Consider the following 14,666-nt stretch of genomic DNA (forward strand, 5'->3'; position numbering starts at 1 on the left):
ACCGCGCCGAACCCGGCCGCGGCGGCGGCCGCCGGGCGTTCCAGCAGCGGCAGCTCGGTGAACAGAATCGACAGATTGACAGCGAAACGCGCGTCCGAGAAGCCCATGAGGGGTGAGCGACCTTCCGTATTGCGGAACTTTATTTCTGCTGATTGGAACATTGCCTGCGGATCTCGCGACCTGTCAAGAGGTGGGGCGGTCGCCGGGCGGGCGTGCGGGGGCGGGGTGCGCCGACGATGTCCGCAGGCCCGGGGAACGGCGCGGTCCGGCGGCGATAGTTTGGTGGCATGGTGCGATTGCGAGTGGAATTCACGACGGAACCGTTCGACCTGGACGAAGCGCCCGCCCATGCGGTGGTGGGGCGCGAGATCATCACGGGCGCCGGGCTGGACGCCGTCGACGTCGGCCCGTTCGGCAACACCGCCGAGGGGGACGGCGAGAAGGTGCTCTCCGCGGTGGACGCGCTGTTGCGCAAGTCCCTGGAGGCCGGGGCCACCCGGGTCTCCCTCCAGGTCAACGTGCTCGCGCCGGCCGGGGAGGACGCCACGTGACCGAGCCCGCCGACCACCCGTTCGTCCAGGCGGTCAAGCCGCTGGTGGACGCCATGGGCGCGGAGATGGTTGCGCCGGAGCAGGCCCAGGGCGACGATGTCGTCCTGGCCTGGGAGGGGCGGGACCGGGTGGCCGTACGGCTGCCGCACCTGTCCGACTCACTGGACCACCTCCTCGCCGAGCTCCAGCGGCGGCACGGCATGCCGCTGTCGGACCTGGACCGCCGCACCAAGCAGTCGGTGGTGCGCGTCCTGGAGGCGCGCGGCGCGTTCTCGGTGCGGCACGGGGTCGAGACGGTGGCCGGCGCGCTCGGCGTCAGCCGCTTCACCGTTTACAACTACCTGAACAGGGAGAATGCCGCGAAGGATGCCGACTGACGCGGTAGCGGGGCCCTTTGGGGGGAAGCTGTGCATGCCGCCGTCCGGTTCGCCGGACGGCGGCTTTCTCGTCTCCGAGTTTTCAACAAAGTGTTGACGTGATGTTGCCGGAGGTCTTAGCTGTTTCCAGCCAAGCAGAGCCCGTACCGCACCAGGCCACGGAGGCTACCCGTGTCTTCGAATCCGACGCCGGGCCTCGCCCGGTTCAACGCCGCGGCCGACAGTGAGGCCCGTGCCGCACTGCACGAGGCGTGCGCCAGCGAAGCGTGGGGCAGCCGCATCCTCGCCCACCGCCCGTACGCCACCGCCGACGCCCTGTTCGCCGCCAGCGACGCCGCCATGGCCGAGCTGACCGCGGCGGACCTGGCCGAGGCGATGGCCGGGCACCCGCCCATCGGCCGGCCCACGCCGGGCGACGCGACCTCCTCGCGCGAACAGCGCGGGATGTCCGGCGCCGGCGCGGACCTCAAGGCGGAGATGCTCGAACTGAACCTGGCGTACCAGGAGAAGTTCGGGCACGTCTTCCTGATCTGCGCCACCGGACTGACCGGCGAGCAGATGCGGGACGCCGCCCGTAACCGTCTGGACAACTCGCCGGAACGTGAACGCGAGATCGTCCGTACCGAGCTGGGCAAGATCAACCGCATCCGGCTGGGCCGCCTCGTCGAGGACGCGGCGGACCCGGCAGACGCCGCAGAAGGAGCCAGACCATGAGCAGCGAGACGGCCGGGCCCGAGACGTCGGTGTCCACGCACATCCTGGACACCAGCGTGGGCCGCCCCGCGGAGGGTGTCGCCCTCACGCTCTCGGTACGTTCCGGACGCGACGCGGACTGGAGCGCGCACGGTTCCTCCAGGACCGATGCGGACGGGCGCTGCAAGGACCTGCCGGGCCTGCCGGCGGGCACCACCCACGTACGCCTGGACTTCGCGACCGAGGCGTACCTCGCCAGCAAGGCCGAAACGGCCGACCAGCAAGCCGAGGAACAGCAGGACGCCCCCCGCGCAAGGGACAGCGGAGCTTTCTTCCCGGAGGTGGCAATCACCTTTGCCGTCAAGCCGGGCGAGCACTATCACGTACCGCTGCTGCTCAACCCGTTCGGCTACTCCGTATACCGAGGGAGCTAGCACCGACATGCCCACGATTCTCGGCCAGAACCAGTACGGCAAGGCGGAAAACCGCGTCGTCAAGATCACCCGGGACGGGGACACCCACCACATCAAGGACCTCAACGTCTCGGTCGCGCTCTCCGGCGACCTCGAAGAGGTCCACCTCTCCGGCTCCAACGCCCACTGCCTGCCCACCGACACGACCAAGAACACCGTGTACGCCTTCGCCAAGGAGCACGGCATCGAGTCGGCCGAGCAGTTCGGCATCCACCTGGCCCGGCACTTCGTCACCAGCCAGGAGCCGATCCACCGGGCCCGCATCCGCATCGAGGAGTACGCCTGGGAGCGCATCGAGACCTCCGAGGCCGCCGCGCAGTTCATCGGCGCCGACGAGGTCAGGCACTCCTTCGTCCGCAAGGGCCAGGAGACCCGGCTGACCCAGGTCACCTACGACGGCGAGAAGTGGCAGGTCATCTCCGGTCTGAAGGACCTCGTCGTGATGAACTCCACCAACTCCGAGTTCTGGGGCTACATCAAGGACCGCTACACCACGCTCAAGGAGGCGTACGACCGCATCCTGGCCACCGAGGTCTCCGGCCGCTGGCGGTTCAACTGGACCGACGACGACCAGCGGATGCCCAACTGGGAACGCTCCTACGACCAGGTCAAGAAGCACCTGATGCACGCCTTCGCGGAGACCTACAGCCTCTCGCTCCAGCAGACCCTGTACCAGATGGGCTCGCGGATCATCAACAACCGCGCGGAGATCGACGAGGTGCGGTTCTCGCTGCCGAACAAGCACCACTTCCTGGTGGATCTGGAGCCGTTCGGGCTCAAGAACGACCACGAGGTCTACTACGCGGCGGACCGCCCGTACGGCCTGATAGAAGCCACTGTCCTGCGCGACGGTGTCGAAGCCGGGATCCCGACGGATCTGACCAACCTCTGACGGCTACCGACGCAGCGCCGTGCCGCGCCGCCCCTCCCCGTCCCGCAGCGGGGAGGGGCCCGCGAATCCTGAGGGGAACGCCCCATGGCTGCACACCCACCGCACGTTGAGCACCACCCCGTCCCACCGGTCCACCCGGTGGACGAGAAGCCGGCCCCCAAGCGGCTCGTCCCCGCCGCGCTCCAGCACATCGCCGCCATGTACGCCGGCGTCGTCACCCCTCCGCTCATCATCGGCCAGGCCACCGGCCTGGACACCGCGGGCCGCACCCGGCTGATCGCCGCCAGCCTGCTGATCGCCGGGCTCGCGACCCTCCTGCAGACCCTCGGCGCCGGCCGGTTCGCCGGCAACCGGCTGCCGTTCGTCAACGCCGCCTCCTCGGCCGGCATCACCCCGATGCTCGCCATCGCCGAAACCACCGCCAAGGGCCACCAACTGCCCGCCATCTACGGTGCGGTGATGGTCGCCGGTGCCTTCTGCCTGGCCGTCGGCCCGTTCTTCGGCAGACTGCTGCGGTACTTCCCGCCGCTGGTCACCGGCGTCGTCATCACCCTCATCGGCGTCACCCTGATGCCCGTACCGGTCGGCTGGGCCCAGGGCGGCGACAAGGAGGCCGCCGACTTCGGCTCCATGAAGTACCTCGCGCTGGCCGCCTTCACGCTCGTGGTGATCCTGCTGATCCAGCGCTTCACCCGCGGCTTCGTCAAGCAGATAGCGCTGCTCCTGGGCCTGGTCGCGGGCACCCTGGCCGCGCTTCCGTTCGGCATGGCGAGCTTCGACGCGCTGCGCGAGTCGCCGGTCGTCGCGCTGCCCACCCCCTTCGCCTTCGGCGCGCCGGAGTTCCAGCCCGCCGCCGTGCTGTCCCTGTGCATCGTCATGCTGGTCCTGATGACCGAGTCCGCGGCCGGGATGCTCGCCCTCGGCGAGATCTGCGAACGGCGCACGACGCGGCAGACGATCACCCGCGGGCTGCGTACGGACGGCATCGCCACCCTCCTGGGGCCGGTCTTCGGCGGCTTTCCCACCAGCGCCTTCGCGCAGAACGTCGGCGTGGTCTCACTGACCCGGGTGCGCAGCCGCTACGTCGTCGCCGTCGCGGGCGCCACCCTCCTCGTGCTCGGCGCCTTCCCGGTCCTCGGCGCGGTGGTCAACCTCGTGCCGATGCCCGTGCTCGGCGGCGCCGGCATCGTGCTGTTCGGTTCGATCGCGGTCAGCGGCATCCGTACGCTCTCCGAGGCCGGCCTCGACGACAGCTCCAACATCATCCTCGTGGCCGTCTCGCTGGGCGCGGGCATCATCCCGCTCGCCGCCCCGACCTTCTACGAGGACTTCCCCGCCTGGGCACAGACCGTGCTCGGCTCCGGCATCAGCGCCGGGGCGCTCGTCGCGGTCCTGCTCAACCTGTTCTTCCACCATCTCGGCACCCGGAGCACCAAGGGGGCAGCGGTACTGTCAGCCGCCTCGCCCGGCTCCGGCACTCAAATTCCGTAGGGCCTTGCCGTGCCCTCCCCGGAGCCCGCGAGGGGCGAAGGGGAACCCGATGCCACATGTCCCGAGGAGAAGCACCATGGCAGCACCGGCAGCCCCTGACAGCGCGGCGACGCAGCGCACCGTCATCGAGAACTGCGCGATCGCGACCGTCGACGCCGACGACACCGAGTACGCCTCGGGGCACGTCGTCGTCGCCGGTGACCTCATCGAATCGGTGGGCGCGGGCCCGGCCCCCGCGGGCCTGGCGAACGTCGTGCGCCGTATCGACGGCACCGGCCACCTCGTCACCCCCGGCCTGATCAACACCCACCACCACTTCTACCAGTGGATCACCCGCGGGCTGGCCACCGACCACAACCTGTTCAACTGGCTGGTGGCCCTGTACCCGACCTGGGCCCGCATCGACGCGCCGATGCTCGCCGCGGCCACCCAGGGCTCGCTGGCCATGATGGTCAAGGGCGGCGTCACCACCGCCTGCGATCACCACTACGTCTTCCCGCGGGGCTCCGGCGACCTGGTCGGCGCCGAACTGGCCGCCGTCCGCGAGATCGGCGCCCGGATCACCCTGGCCCGCGGGTCGATGGACCGCAGCGTCAAGGACGGCGGGCTGCCGCCGGACTTCGCGGTGGAGACCACCGAGGGCGCGCTGAAGGCCACGGAAGAGGCCATCGACACCCACCACGACGCGTCCTTCGGCTCGATGGTGCACATCGCCGTGGCGCCCTGCTCCCCGTTCTCCATCTCCACCGAGCTGCTGCGCGAGGGTGCCGCACTGGCCCGCCGCAAGGGCGTGCGGATGCACACCCACGGCTCGGAGACGGTCGAGGAGGAGAAGTTCTGCCACGAGCTGTTCGGCATGGGCCCGACCGACTACTTCGAGTCCACCGGCTGGCTCGGCGAGGACGTGTGGATGGCGCACTGCGTCCACATGAACGACTCCGACATCGACGCCTTCGCCCGGACGGGGACCGGCGTGGCGCACTGCCCGTCCTCCAACGCGCGGCTCGCCGCCGGCATCGCCCGTGTACCCGACATGCTCGCGGCGGGCGTACCGGTCGGCCTCGGCGTGGACGGCACCGCCTCCAACGAGAGCGGTGAGCTGCACACCGAGCTGCGCAACGCGCTGCTGATCAACCGGCTCGGCGCGCACCGGGAAGCCGCCCTCGACGCCCGCAAGGCGCTGCGCCTGGGCACCTACGGCGGCGCCCGGGTGCTGGGCCGGACGGCCGAGATCGGCTCCCTGGAGGCCGGCAAGCTGGCCGACCTGGTGCTGTGGAAGCTGGACGGGCTGGCCCACTCCACCATCGCCGACCCGGTCACCGCCCTGGTCTTCGGCGCCCCGGCGCCGGTCACCCTCTCCCTGGTCGGCGGCGCCCCGGTGGTCGAGGACGGCCGGCTGACCCGGGTGGACGAGGAGACCGTCGCCCGTACCGCACGGGCCGAGGCGCAGCGCCTGGCCCGCATCGCCGCCGAGGGCTGATCCCCGCCCGGCGGTACCCCGAGGACTCGGCCGGGGGGACGGCCCCGGCCGGGGGCTTGTGGATCCGAGCGGGGTCCACAAGCGCCGGAACCCGGGGGCACGGAGCGCAGTCTCCGTGCCCCCGGTCCGGTAATGCTGCGCATTATTACTCCGTCTTCAGGTGACGACCCGTCACATCCTGCACGCGCCACGAGCGCGGACCGCTGCTCCACCGCACCGACGCACGACCTCCGTGACAGCCTCGTGCCGCCGCCCCCTGCGGCGCAGAAATCGAAGGAGGCCCGCAGTGGCCGCACCCCCAGGGCGGACGGCGCAGGGCGACCGCAAGCACCCGGTCGACGAGACCCTGCCACCCTTCAAGATGTTCACCAGCGGCCTGCAGCATGTGGCCGCGATGTACGCGGGCGTGGTGGCCCCGCCCATGATCCTCGGCCCGGCCTGCGGGCTCGACGCCACCGGGACCGCCTTCCTGATGGGCGCCAGCCTCTTCACCGCGGGCATCGCCACCTTGTTGCAGACGCTCGGTTTCTGGAAGATCGGCGCCAGGCTGCCGTTCGTCAACGGCGTCTCGTTCGCCGGCGTCACCCCGATGGTCGCCATCGGCAAGGCCCAGGGCCCCGGTGACGCGCTGCCCGTCATCTTCGGCGCGGTGATCGTCGCGGGCGTCCTCGGCTTCCTGCTCGCGCCCTACTTCTCCAAACTGGTGCGGTTCTTCCCCCCGGTCGTCACCGGCACCGTCATCACCCTGATCGGTGTGTCCCTGCTGCCCGTCGCCTTCAACTGGTCCCAGGGCGGCGACGCCGGTGCACGAGACCACGGTTCGCTGACCAACATCGGCATGGCGGCACTCACCTTCGTCATCGTGCTGGTGCTGCGCCGGGTGCTGCGCGGCTTCCTCCAGCAGATCTCGATCCTGCTCGGCCTGGTCGCCGGCACGCTGATCGCGATACCCGTCGGCATCACCGACTTCGCGGCCCTCGCGGAGGCGGCCCCGGTCGGCTTCCCGGTCCCGTTCCACTTCGGCGCACCGCAGTTCGACGTGGCCGCCATCGTCAGCATGTGCATCGTCATGCTGGTGTGCATGACCGAGTCCACCGCCGACATGCTCGCCCTCGGCAAGATCGTGGACCGGCCGGCCGACGAGCGCACCATCGAGGGCGGACTGCGCGCCGACACCCTCGGCACCGCGCTCAGCCCGCTCTTCAACGGCTTCGCCAACAGCGCCTTCGCACAGAACATCGGCCTGGTCGCGATGACCCGGGTGCGCAGCCGGTTCGTCGTCGCCACCGGCGGGCTGATCCTGATCGTGCTGGGCCTGTGCCCGGTCGCCGCCTCGGTGATCTCCCTGGTGCCGCTGCCGGTCCTGGGCGGCGCGGGCATCGTGCTGTTCGGGTCGGTCGCCGCCAGCGGCATCCAGACCCTGGCCACCGCCGCGCTGGAGAAGGGCGAGAACGCGCTGATCGTCGCGGCGTCGGTGGGCATCGGCCTGATACCCATCGCGGCGCCGCAGTTCTACCACGACTTCCCCAAGGACATGCTGGTCGTCCTGGACTCCGGCATCAGCACCGGCTGCATCATCGCCATCGTGCTCAACCTGGCCTTCAACCACCTCGGCAGGCGGCGCGGCGAGCCGCCGCTGGAGGTGGTCCCGCAACAGCCGGAGCGGGGAGCGGCGGGCCAGGAGGCGGCTCCTGCACACTGACCCGCCGGTGCCGGCGGCCCGTACCGCACCGGGATTCCGGCACGGTACGGGCCGCGGGCCGCTCAGCCGATGTGGAACGGCTCGCCGTAGACCTTCCAGTCCAGCGGCGGGTCCAGGTTCAGGTTGCCCTTCTTGAGGAAGACGCGCTGCGCGGTGTCCACGCGGCTGGTGTCGCTGTGCGCCTCCTCCTGCTTCATCGCCCACACCCGCGCGTCCAGGAAGGCGTTGAGGTACGTCTTCTCGTCACCGCCCTGGGCGGGCGTCTTGGCCTTGGCCATCGCCCGCTTGCGGATGTTCGAGAAACTCGTCTTGTCGCTGCCGTCCCCGTGCATGACGATCGCGTCGTAGTACGCGAACTGGCCCAGCACACCGACCTTGTCGGCCTTGCCCTGCTTGACCGCCGGGTCGAAGTACACCCGGTCCCGCTCGTCGTTCTGGGCCTGCTGGAAGGCCGGGTCCTGGGCCGCCTTCTTCCAGTCCTTCTTGTAGTTCGGGTCCAGGCCTTCGTGCGAGTCGCTGCCGTTGACCTTGCGCAGCGCGGGCAGGTACTTCGCCAGGATGTTGCCGGGCTTGCGCTTGGTGTACAGCTCGACCAGGTCCAGCATGTCGCCCGTGCCGGAACAGAAGCCGATGATGCCGGCGGTGTAGCCGCGGCCGTCCTTGATGTCCTCGATGTAGGCGTACTGCTTCTTCCACTCCAGCGAGGAGTTCTCGGCACTGGAGACCAGCTTCATGGCGATCTCCTTCTTCGCCGGGTCGTCCAGCCCGCTGGCGGCCTTGGTGACGCCGTGGGCCGCGGCGGGTGCCGGGCCGCCGCCGGCGAAGGCCGGGCCGGCGACGGCGGTCGCCGGTACCACGAGCAGGGCCAGACCGAGGGCCAGGCCGGTGGTGGGTCTGCGGATCGCCTTGCCTATGGATCGGGCACGCATGGTTGTCCTCCAGTGGGGAGCGGGCCGAATGGCCGTGGTGCGGTGAGGGATCCCAATCGTTAGGAACCTTTCCTACCAGACTCCGTGGCGGACCGTAACCCATCAGTCTCCGCCAACCCCCGGCGTATCAGAGGTGCTTGCGCGGGCCCCGGCGGGCGGCTGCCATACGTACGGGACGGTCGTGGCGGCGCTGAGCAGACCCAGCCGGTTGAGCACGGGACGGCTCGTCTCCAGGGCGTCGACCTGTACGTACCGGAACCCGCGCGCCACCGCGAGCGCCGCCCGGTGCGCGACCAGCGCACGGTAGACGCCCTTCCCGCGCCAGTTGGGCAGCGTCGAGCCGCCCCACAGGGAGGCGAACTCGGTGCCCTGGTGGAAGCGCACCCACGCCGCCGAGACGACCTCGCCCGCCAGCGACTCCGCCACGGTCACCACACAGGCATCGCCGTCCCGGCCCGCCACCCACTCCTCCAGGGCCGGCGCCAGCCAGCCGCGGTCGTCGGCCCAGACGGTCGCGGCCAGTTCCCCGATGCGGTCGAGGTCCGCCCGTCCGGTGACGTCGCGCAGCCGTACGCCCTCGGGCAGCGGCGGCCCGCCGGGCGGCCCGGCGATCTCCGCCGCCTCCCCGATGACGACCGTCTCCCGCTCGCCGGGCGTGAAACCGGCCGCGGTGAGCCGGTCCGGCAGGTCGGTGGGGAGGTCGCTGCCGTGGTACTTCCACTCGACCGGCAGGCCGCGGGCGGCGAAGTGGTCGCGCTGGGCGGCGATGAAGGCGTCCAGCGCGTCCCCGTCGAGTCCGCCGAGGTCCCGGTAGAGGATCAGCCCGCCCTGGCCGGGGAGCGTTCTGCGCACCACGGGCCCGACCCGTTCGGTGTCCGGTGCGCCGGGCGCGAACCCGCGGTCCCGCATCTGTTCGTCGTACGCCGCGCGGTAGCCGGCGGCCCGTTCTGACTCGGTGTCCGGTGTCGTCACCGGCGTCACTCCACCACAGCCCGGCGGCGACGGCCATCGAATTCGGCCGTGGCGTGGCGCGGCCGGGATCAGGGCGCGGCGGGCTGCTCCGCGGCGCCGAGCAGCCCGGCGAGCAGTTCCCCGATGCCCGGTCCCGGGTCGAATCCGTCGTCCGGAAAGGCGAGTTGGCGGAAGATGACGCCGTCGAGGTAGCCGAGGAGGATCTCGCAGTGCCGCCGGGGCGCCGGCGAGCCGAAGCGCCCCAGCCACTCGGTGCCCCAGCCGACGACGGCCTCGCGGCCCCGGGCGAGGGGCGGGCGCAGTTCGGGGCGGGCCGCGGCTTCCAGGGAGAGGGCGTGGCGGGCGGCGGTCCTGGCGCGTCCGGGGCCGGCCGCGTGCTGGACGAACCGTGTCACGGCGGCTGCCAGCTCCGGTACGTCGGCGGGCGCGGCCTGCCGGGCGAACTCCTCCCAGTCCCGCCGCTCCAGCGCTTCCAGGTGGCCCACGATGCCGTCGATCAGCGCGGCACGGTTGCGGAAGTAGTTGGAGGTGGTGCCGGACGGCACGCCCGCGGCGGCGTCCACCGCCTGGTAGGTCAGCCGCCGCGGCCCCGCCGCGCCCAGCACCTCGATCGCCGCGTCCAGGACCTGGTCCCGCCGTCGTGCCACCCTGCGTGTTCCTCTTGTCCAGTCCGTAGTGCCGGTCTACTACGGACATAGTACCGGGCGGACGTGGCGGTGGCGCCGTGCCGGTGCGGCGGTGCGGGCCCGGCGGCGACGTCGCACGACGCCCCTCGGGCGCGGCGCGGGTGAAGGCCGAGACGTTGGCGATTTGCCCGATATGCTGCATTGGCACCTGAAAGAGAGTCAGTGCGCGCCCGGCGCCACGGAGAGGGGTTCCGCGGTGGACCCGAACGCCCAGCAGCCGCCGCCCGCCGAAGCGGCACCCGACGACGGTCCGGCGGGGCCCCGGCGCGCGTTCACCTTCCCCAGCGCCCTGACCGTCCTGGTGATCGTGACGCTCGCGGTCTGGGTGCTGGCCTTCGTCATCCCCTCCGGCGGCTACGACCGCGACGACGCGGGCACCCCGCTCCAGGGCACCTACCACCGCACGCCCTCCGGCCAGTCCTTCACCGACCGGCTGGGCGACCTCTTCCTCTCGCCGGTCAACGGGCTGTACGGGGTGCAGGACCCGAAGACCGGGCAGGTCGGCCCGACGCTGACCGGCGAACTGTACGGCAGCGCGGGCGTGTTCCTCTTCGTGCTGGCCATCGGCGCGTTCATCACGGTCGTCTTCTCCACCGGCGCGCTGGACCGCGGCATCGCCCGGCTGGCCCACCGCCTGCGCGACCGCGGCGCGCTGCTGATCGCCGGCGTGATGGCGGTCTTCTCGCTGCTCGGCACGGTCGAGGGCTTCGCCGAGGAGACGCTCGGCTTCTACGGCCTGGTCGTCCCCCTGATGCTCGCCCTCGGCTACGACCGGATGGTGGCCACCGCGACGATCATCCTCGGCGCCGGCATCGGCGTCCTGTGCTCCACCGTCAACCCCTTCGCCACCGGCGTCGCCTCCTCCGCCGCCGACGTCTCGCTCGGCGACGGCATCGGGCTGCGGGTGCTGATGTGGCTGGTGCTCACCGGCGTCACCATCGGCTACGTGGTGCGCTACGCGCGCCGCGTACGGGCCGACCCGGACCGTTCCCTGGTCGGCTTCCTGCCCGGTGACCGGGACCGGGCGCGGGCCGCCGGGGGCCGGGCGGCGCCACCGCCGCTGACCGGGCTGCACACCACCGTGCTGATCACCGTGGCGCTGGTCTTCGCCTTCATGATCTTCTCGGTGATCCCGTGGTCCGGGGCGCTCACCGGGGACGCCGGCGCCGCGCCGTACGCGTTCGAACTGGGGTGGTCCTTCCCCCAGTTGGCGGCGCTGTTCCTCGCGGCGTCGATCCTCGTCGGAGTCATCGCGCGGATGGGAGAGCAGCGGCTGAGCGCGACCTTCGTGCAGGGCGTCGCCGAGTTCGTCTCCCCGGCCCTGGTGATCGTGCTGGCCCGCGGCGTCACGACGATCATGAACAATGCGAAGATCACGGACACCGTTCTGCACGCCGTCGAGGGCACCGTGTCCGGCACCCCGTCGGCCCTGTTCGGCATCATGGTCTACGTCGTCAACCTGCCGCTGGCCTTCCTCATCCCCTCCACCTCCGGCCACGCCACCCTCGCCATGCCGGTCCTGGCGCCGCTGGCCGACTTCGCGGACGTCCCCCGCGCGGTGGCCGTCACGGCCTGGCAGGCGGCCAGCGGCTGGATGAACCTGTGGGTGCCCACCACCGCCGTCATCATGGGCGGTGTGTCGCTGGCCAAGGTCGGCTACGACCGCTACCTGCGCTTCGTATGGCCCCTGCTGGCCCTCCTCGCCGTCCTGATCTGCGCCTTCGTGGGACTGGGGGCGGCGATGAGCTGAGCCGGCGCGGCGCTCAGACGCCGTCCAGGCCGCGTACCCACAGCCCGGCGATCTCGGTGTGCGGCGGCTGATCACCCGTCAGCAGCAGGGTGGTGATGCGGTCGGCCGGTCCCGCGGTGAAGTGCGCCGCGCCGCCTTCGAGCGGTACGACGGTGCCGCCCGCGTCCGTCGGAACGCCGGTGACCGCGCTGAGCCAGCCGGCGGCGCGGCGCGGGTCGGGCGTCTCGATGAGGAAGCCCGCGAGGTCGAAGGCGCCGCGGTCGATCCGGCCGGCGGCCTCGTGCTCGCGGCGGAGGGCGGGGTCGGCACGGACGGTGATGAAGAACGGGGCCCAGGGCGGGACGCCGGGGCTCGTCAGGATCGCTTCCCGGAAGGTGACCCGGCCCTCCTGGAAGGAGAAGTCGTGCACCTCGACCTCGTGGCCCGCGCGGCGCAGTCGCTCGGCGGTGGCCCCGGTGTCCGCGACGTGGACCGCGAAGTTCAGCGGACCGCCGCCGGCCGCCACCAGCCCGTCGATACGGGCCTGCCAGCCGGCCGTCGCCCGTCCGAACGGGGAGGGCGCGTACACCGCGTGGTCGACGATGGTGAGGATCTCGATGTACCGGTCGTCCAGCCGCCAGGCGCCGTTCTGGAATCCCTCGTGCACCGGGTTGGTGTGGGCGGGCAGCCCGGCCGCTGTGTAGTCCCGCACGGCCGCGGCCACATCCGGTACGCAGTGCAGGAGATGGTCGAAGCGCGGCGCTTCCGTCGGACGGAGATCCGGGGTGCGGATCGGCTGCGTGGCGGTCATGGACATCCTCCCCGAGTTGGTTAGGTGAGCCTAACCGAAACTCTCCGGAGAGGTTCACTCGCGGTGTGCGAAGGGCCTGTGCGCACCGGCGTTCCGGTGTGCACAGGCCCTCCGGGGGAGCGCGTCCGTCAGTCCAGCAACTCGTATGCCGGAAGGGTCAGGAACGCCGCGTAATCGGTGTCCAGGGAGACCTTCAGCAGCAGGTCGTGGGCCTGCTGCCAGGCGCCGGCGGCGAACGCCTCGTCGCCGGTCTCCGCGCGGATGGCGGCGAGTTCCTCGTCGGCGATCCTGCGGACGAGGTCGGCGGTGGCCTTCTCGCCGTTCTCGAACACGACGCCCGCGTCCACCCACTGCCAGATCTGCGACCGGGAGATCTCGGCGGTGGCCGCGTCCTCCATCAGGCCGAAGATGGCGACCGCGCCCAGGCCGCGCAACCACGCCTCGATGTAGCGGGTGCCGACCCGGACCGCGTCCACCAGGCCCTGGTAGGTGGGCCGGGCGTCCAGGGAGTCGACGGCGATCAGGTCGGCGGCCGAGACCGACACGTCCTCGCGCAGCCGGTCCTTCTGGTGCGGCCGGTCGCCGAGCACCGCGTCGAAGGAGGCGCGGGCCACCGGGACCAGGTCGGGGTGGGCGACCCAGGAGCCGTCGAAACCGTCCCCGGCCTCCCGGTCCTTGTCCGCGCGGACCTTGGCCAGCGCCTTCTCGTTGGCCTCCGGGTCGCGGCGGTTGGGGATGAACGCCGCCATGCCGCCGATCGCGTGCGCGCCGCGCTTGTGGCAGGTGCGCACGAGGAGTTCGGTGTACGCGCGCATGAAGGGCGCCGTCATGGTGACCGCGTTGCGGTCCGGCAGCACGAACTTCTCGCCGCCGTCGCGGAAGTTCTTCACGATCGAGAACAGGTAGTCCCAGCGGCCCGCGTTCAGGCCCGAGGCGTGATCGCGCAGCTCGTAGAGGATCTCCTCCATCTCGTAGGCGGCGGTGATGGTCTCGATGAGGACGGTGGCGCGGATGGTGCCCCGGGCGATTCCCATGTAGTCCTGCGCGAAGACGAAGATTTCGTTCCAGAGGCGGGCCTCCAGGTGCGACTCGGTCTTCGGCAGGTAGAAGTACGGGCCCTTGCCGAGGTCCAGCAGGCGCTGGGCGTTGTGGAAGAAGTACAGGCCGAAGTCGACCAGGGCGCCGGGGACGGGCCTGCCGTCGAGCCGAAGGTGGCGCTCGTCGAGGTGCCAGCCGCGCGGGCGCACGACGACCGTCGCCAGCTCCTCGGCGGGCCTGAGGGCGTACGACTTGCCGCTGGCCGGGTCGGTGAAGTCGATCCGGCGCTCGTAGGCGTCGATCAGGTTGACCTGGCCGCCGATGACGTTTTCCCAGGTGGGGGCGGAGGCGTCCTCGAAGTCGGCGAGCCAGACCCGGGCGCCGGAGTTGAGCGCGTTGATGGTCATCTTGCGGTCGGTGGGACCGGTGATCTCCACCCGGCGGTCGTTCAGCGCGGCGGGCGCGGGGGCCACGCGCCAGCTGTCGTCGGCACGGATGTGCGCGGTCTCCGGCAGGAAGTCCAGGGTGCCGGTGCGGGCGATCTCGGCGCGGCGCGCGTCGCGGCGGGCGAGCAGCTCGTCGCGGCGCGGGGTGAACCGGCGGTGGAGTGCGGCGACGAAGGCCAGCGCGGCCTCCGTGAGGATCTCGTCCTGGCGGGCCGGGGCCTTGCCGGGGCCGACGTCGACGATGGCCAGCGGGGACGGCGCTGGTGCGGACATGAGCTGTCACTCCATTCAGCGGCGGTGCCCGGGCGTCCGGCGGGACGCGGGTGCGGCACGGGGTGCCACAGGCCGTGACCGGCGGTCGCGGGCGCCGTTCGGGTGCAGGGCGCTTCTGACCAG

At 71.4% G+C, this 14,666-nt stretch carries 14 protein-coding genes and 1 pseudogene; 9 read left to right on the forward strand and 6 right to left on the reverse strand.

All coding sequences use genetic code 11. The annotated features are described in order from the left end of the window. A pseudogene (locus ACH4FX_RS36775) lies at positions 1-107 on the reverse strand (hydroxypyruvate isomerase); the annotation flags it as partial. A gap of 183 nt (positions 108-290) precedes the next feature. Between ACH4FX_RS36775 and ACH4FX_RS36780 the strand changes: the two are divergent. The 8 genes from ACH4FX_RS36780 (at position 291) to ACH4FX_RS36815 (ending at position 7,659) form a co-directional block, all read left to right on the forward strand. Further along, positions 291-551 (forward strand): hypothetical protein, encoded by a 261-nt coding sequence (locus ACH4FX_RS36780; RefSeq protein ID WP_398485899.1) that lies wholly within the window; start codon positions 291-293, stop codon positions 549-551. Next, positions 548-928, forward strand: a complete 381-nt coding sequence (locus tag ACH4FX_RS36785) for a helix-turn-helix domain-containing protein (protein WP_398485824.1) — start codon at positions 548-550, stop codon at positions 926-928. The genes ACH4FX_RS36780 and ACH4FX_RS36785 overlap by 4 nt, the downstream gene beginning before the upstream one ends. Before the next feature lie 171 nt (positions 929-1,099). Next, the gene (uraD, locus tag ACH4FX_RS36790; RefSeq protein ID WP_398485825.1) at positions 1,100-1,642 is read left to right on the forward strand and encodes a 2-oxo-4-hydroxy-4-carboxy-5-ureidoimidazoline decarboxylase; all 543 of its coding nucleotides are present in this window, start codon (positions 1,100-1,102) and stop codon (positions 1,640-1,642) included. Continuing rightward, complete coding sequence (uraH, locus tag ACH4FX_RS36795) at positions 1,639-2,055, forward strand: hydroxyisourate hydrolase (protein ID WP_398485826.1); 417 nt, start codon at positions 1,639-1,641, stop codon at positions 2,053-2,055. Before uraD ends, uraH begins: the two co-directional genes overlap by 4 nt. 7 nt (positions 2,056-2,062) lie before the next feature. After that, positions 2,063-2,986 (forward strand): factor-independent urate hydroxylase, encoded by a 924-nt coding sequence (gene pucL, locus ACH4FX_RS36800; protein WP_398485827.1) that lies wholly within the window; start codon positions 2,063-2,065, stop codon positions 2,984-2,986. A gap of 84 nt (positions 2,987-3,070) precedes the next feature. Continuing rightward, entirely contained in the window at positions 3,071-4,477 is a 1,407-nt protein-coding gene (locus ACH4FX_RS36805) for a nucleobase:cation symporter-2 family protein (protein ID WP_398485828.1), read from the forward strand. Positions 4,478-4,553: 76 nt separating this feature from the next. Beyond that, positions 4,554-5,957, forward strand: a complete 1,404-nt coding sequence (locus ACH4FX_RS36810) for an 8-oxoguanine deaminase (RefSeq protein ID WP_398485829.1) — start codon at positions 4,554-4,556, stop codon at positions 5,955-5,957. Between the two features lie 286 nt (positions 5,958-6,243). Further along, a complete protein-coding gene (locus ACH4FX_RS36815) occupies positions 6,244-7,659 on the forward strand; it encodes a nucleobase:cation symporter-2 family protein (RefSeq protein ID WP_398485830.1) in 1,416 nt (471 codons plus the stop codon). Positions 7,660-7,721: 62 nt separating this feature from the next. Here the strand turns inward: ACH4FX_RS36815 and ACH4FX_RS36820 are convergent, their stop codons facing one another. From ACH4FX_RS36820 to ACH4FX_RS36830, 3 genes are all read right to left on the reverse strand, one after another. Further along, entirely contained in the window at positions 7,722-8,588 is an 867-nt protein-coding gene (locus ACH4FX_RS36820) for a chitosanase (RefSeq protein ID WP_398485831.1), read from the reverse strand. A 102-nt stretch (positions 8,589-8,690) separates the two neighbouring features. Continuing rightward, positions 8,691-9,560, reverse strand: coding sequence for a GNAT family N-acetyltransferase (locus ACH4FX_RS36825; RefSeq protein WP_398485832.1), 870 nt, complete (start codon positions 9,558-9,560; stop codon positions 8,691-8,693). 68 nt (positions 9,561-9,628) lie between these two features. After that, positions 9,629-10,207: a TetR/AcrR family transcriptional regulator gene (locus ACH4FX_RS36830; RefSeq protein ID WP_398485833.1), complete on the reverse strand. Its 579-nt coding sequence runs from the start codon at positions 10,205-10,207 to the stop codon at positions 9,629-9,631. 235 nt (positions 10,208-10,442) lie between these two features. Here ACH4FX_RS36830 and ACH4FX_RS36835 point away from each other — a divergent pair, with 235 nt between their 5' ends. Beyond that, on the forward strand, positions 10,443-11,996 hold the full coding sequence (locus ACH4FX_RS36835) for a YfcC family protein (RefSeq protein ID WP_398485834.1): 1,554 nt from the start codon (positions 10,443-10,445) through the stop codon (positions 11,994-11,996). 13 nt (positions 11,997-12,009) lie between these two features. On the opposite strand, the gene ACH4FX_RS36840 is transcribed toward ACH4FX_RS36835, so the two are convergent. Together ACH4FX_RS36840 and aceB are read right to left on the reverse strand one after the other, a co-directional pair. Then, entirely contained in the window at positions 12,010-12,786 is a 777-nt protein-coding gene (locus ACH4FX_RS36840; RefSeq protein ID WP_398485835.1) for a VOC family protein, read from the reverse strand. A gap of 128 nt (positions 12,787-12,914) precedes the next feature. Continuing rightward, complete coding sequence (gene aceB, locus ACH4FX_RS36845) at positions 12,915-14,543, reverse strand: malate synthase A (RefSeq protein ID WP_398485836.1); 1,629 nt, start codon at positions 14,541-14,543, stop codon at positions 12,915-12,917. Positions 14,544-14,666: the final 123 nt, after the last annotated feature.

Origin of the sequence: Streptomyces sp. NPDC018019, from assembly GCF_044327805.1 — a bacterium.
In the GTDB taxonomy this organism is placed as follows: domain Bacteria; phylum Actinomycetota; class Actinomycetes; order Streptomycetales; family Streptomycetaceae; genus Streptomyces.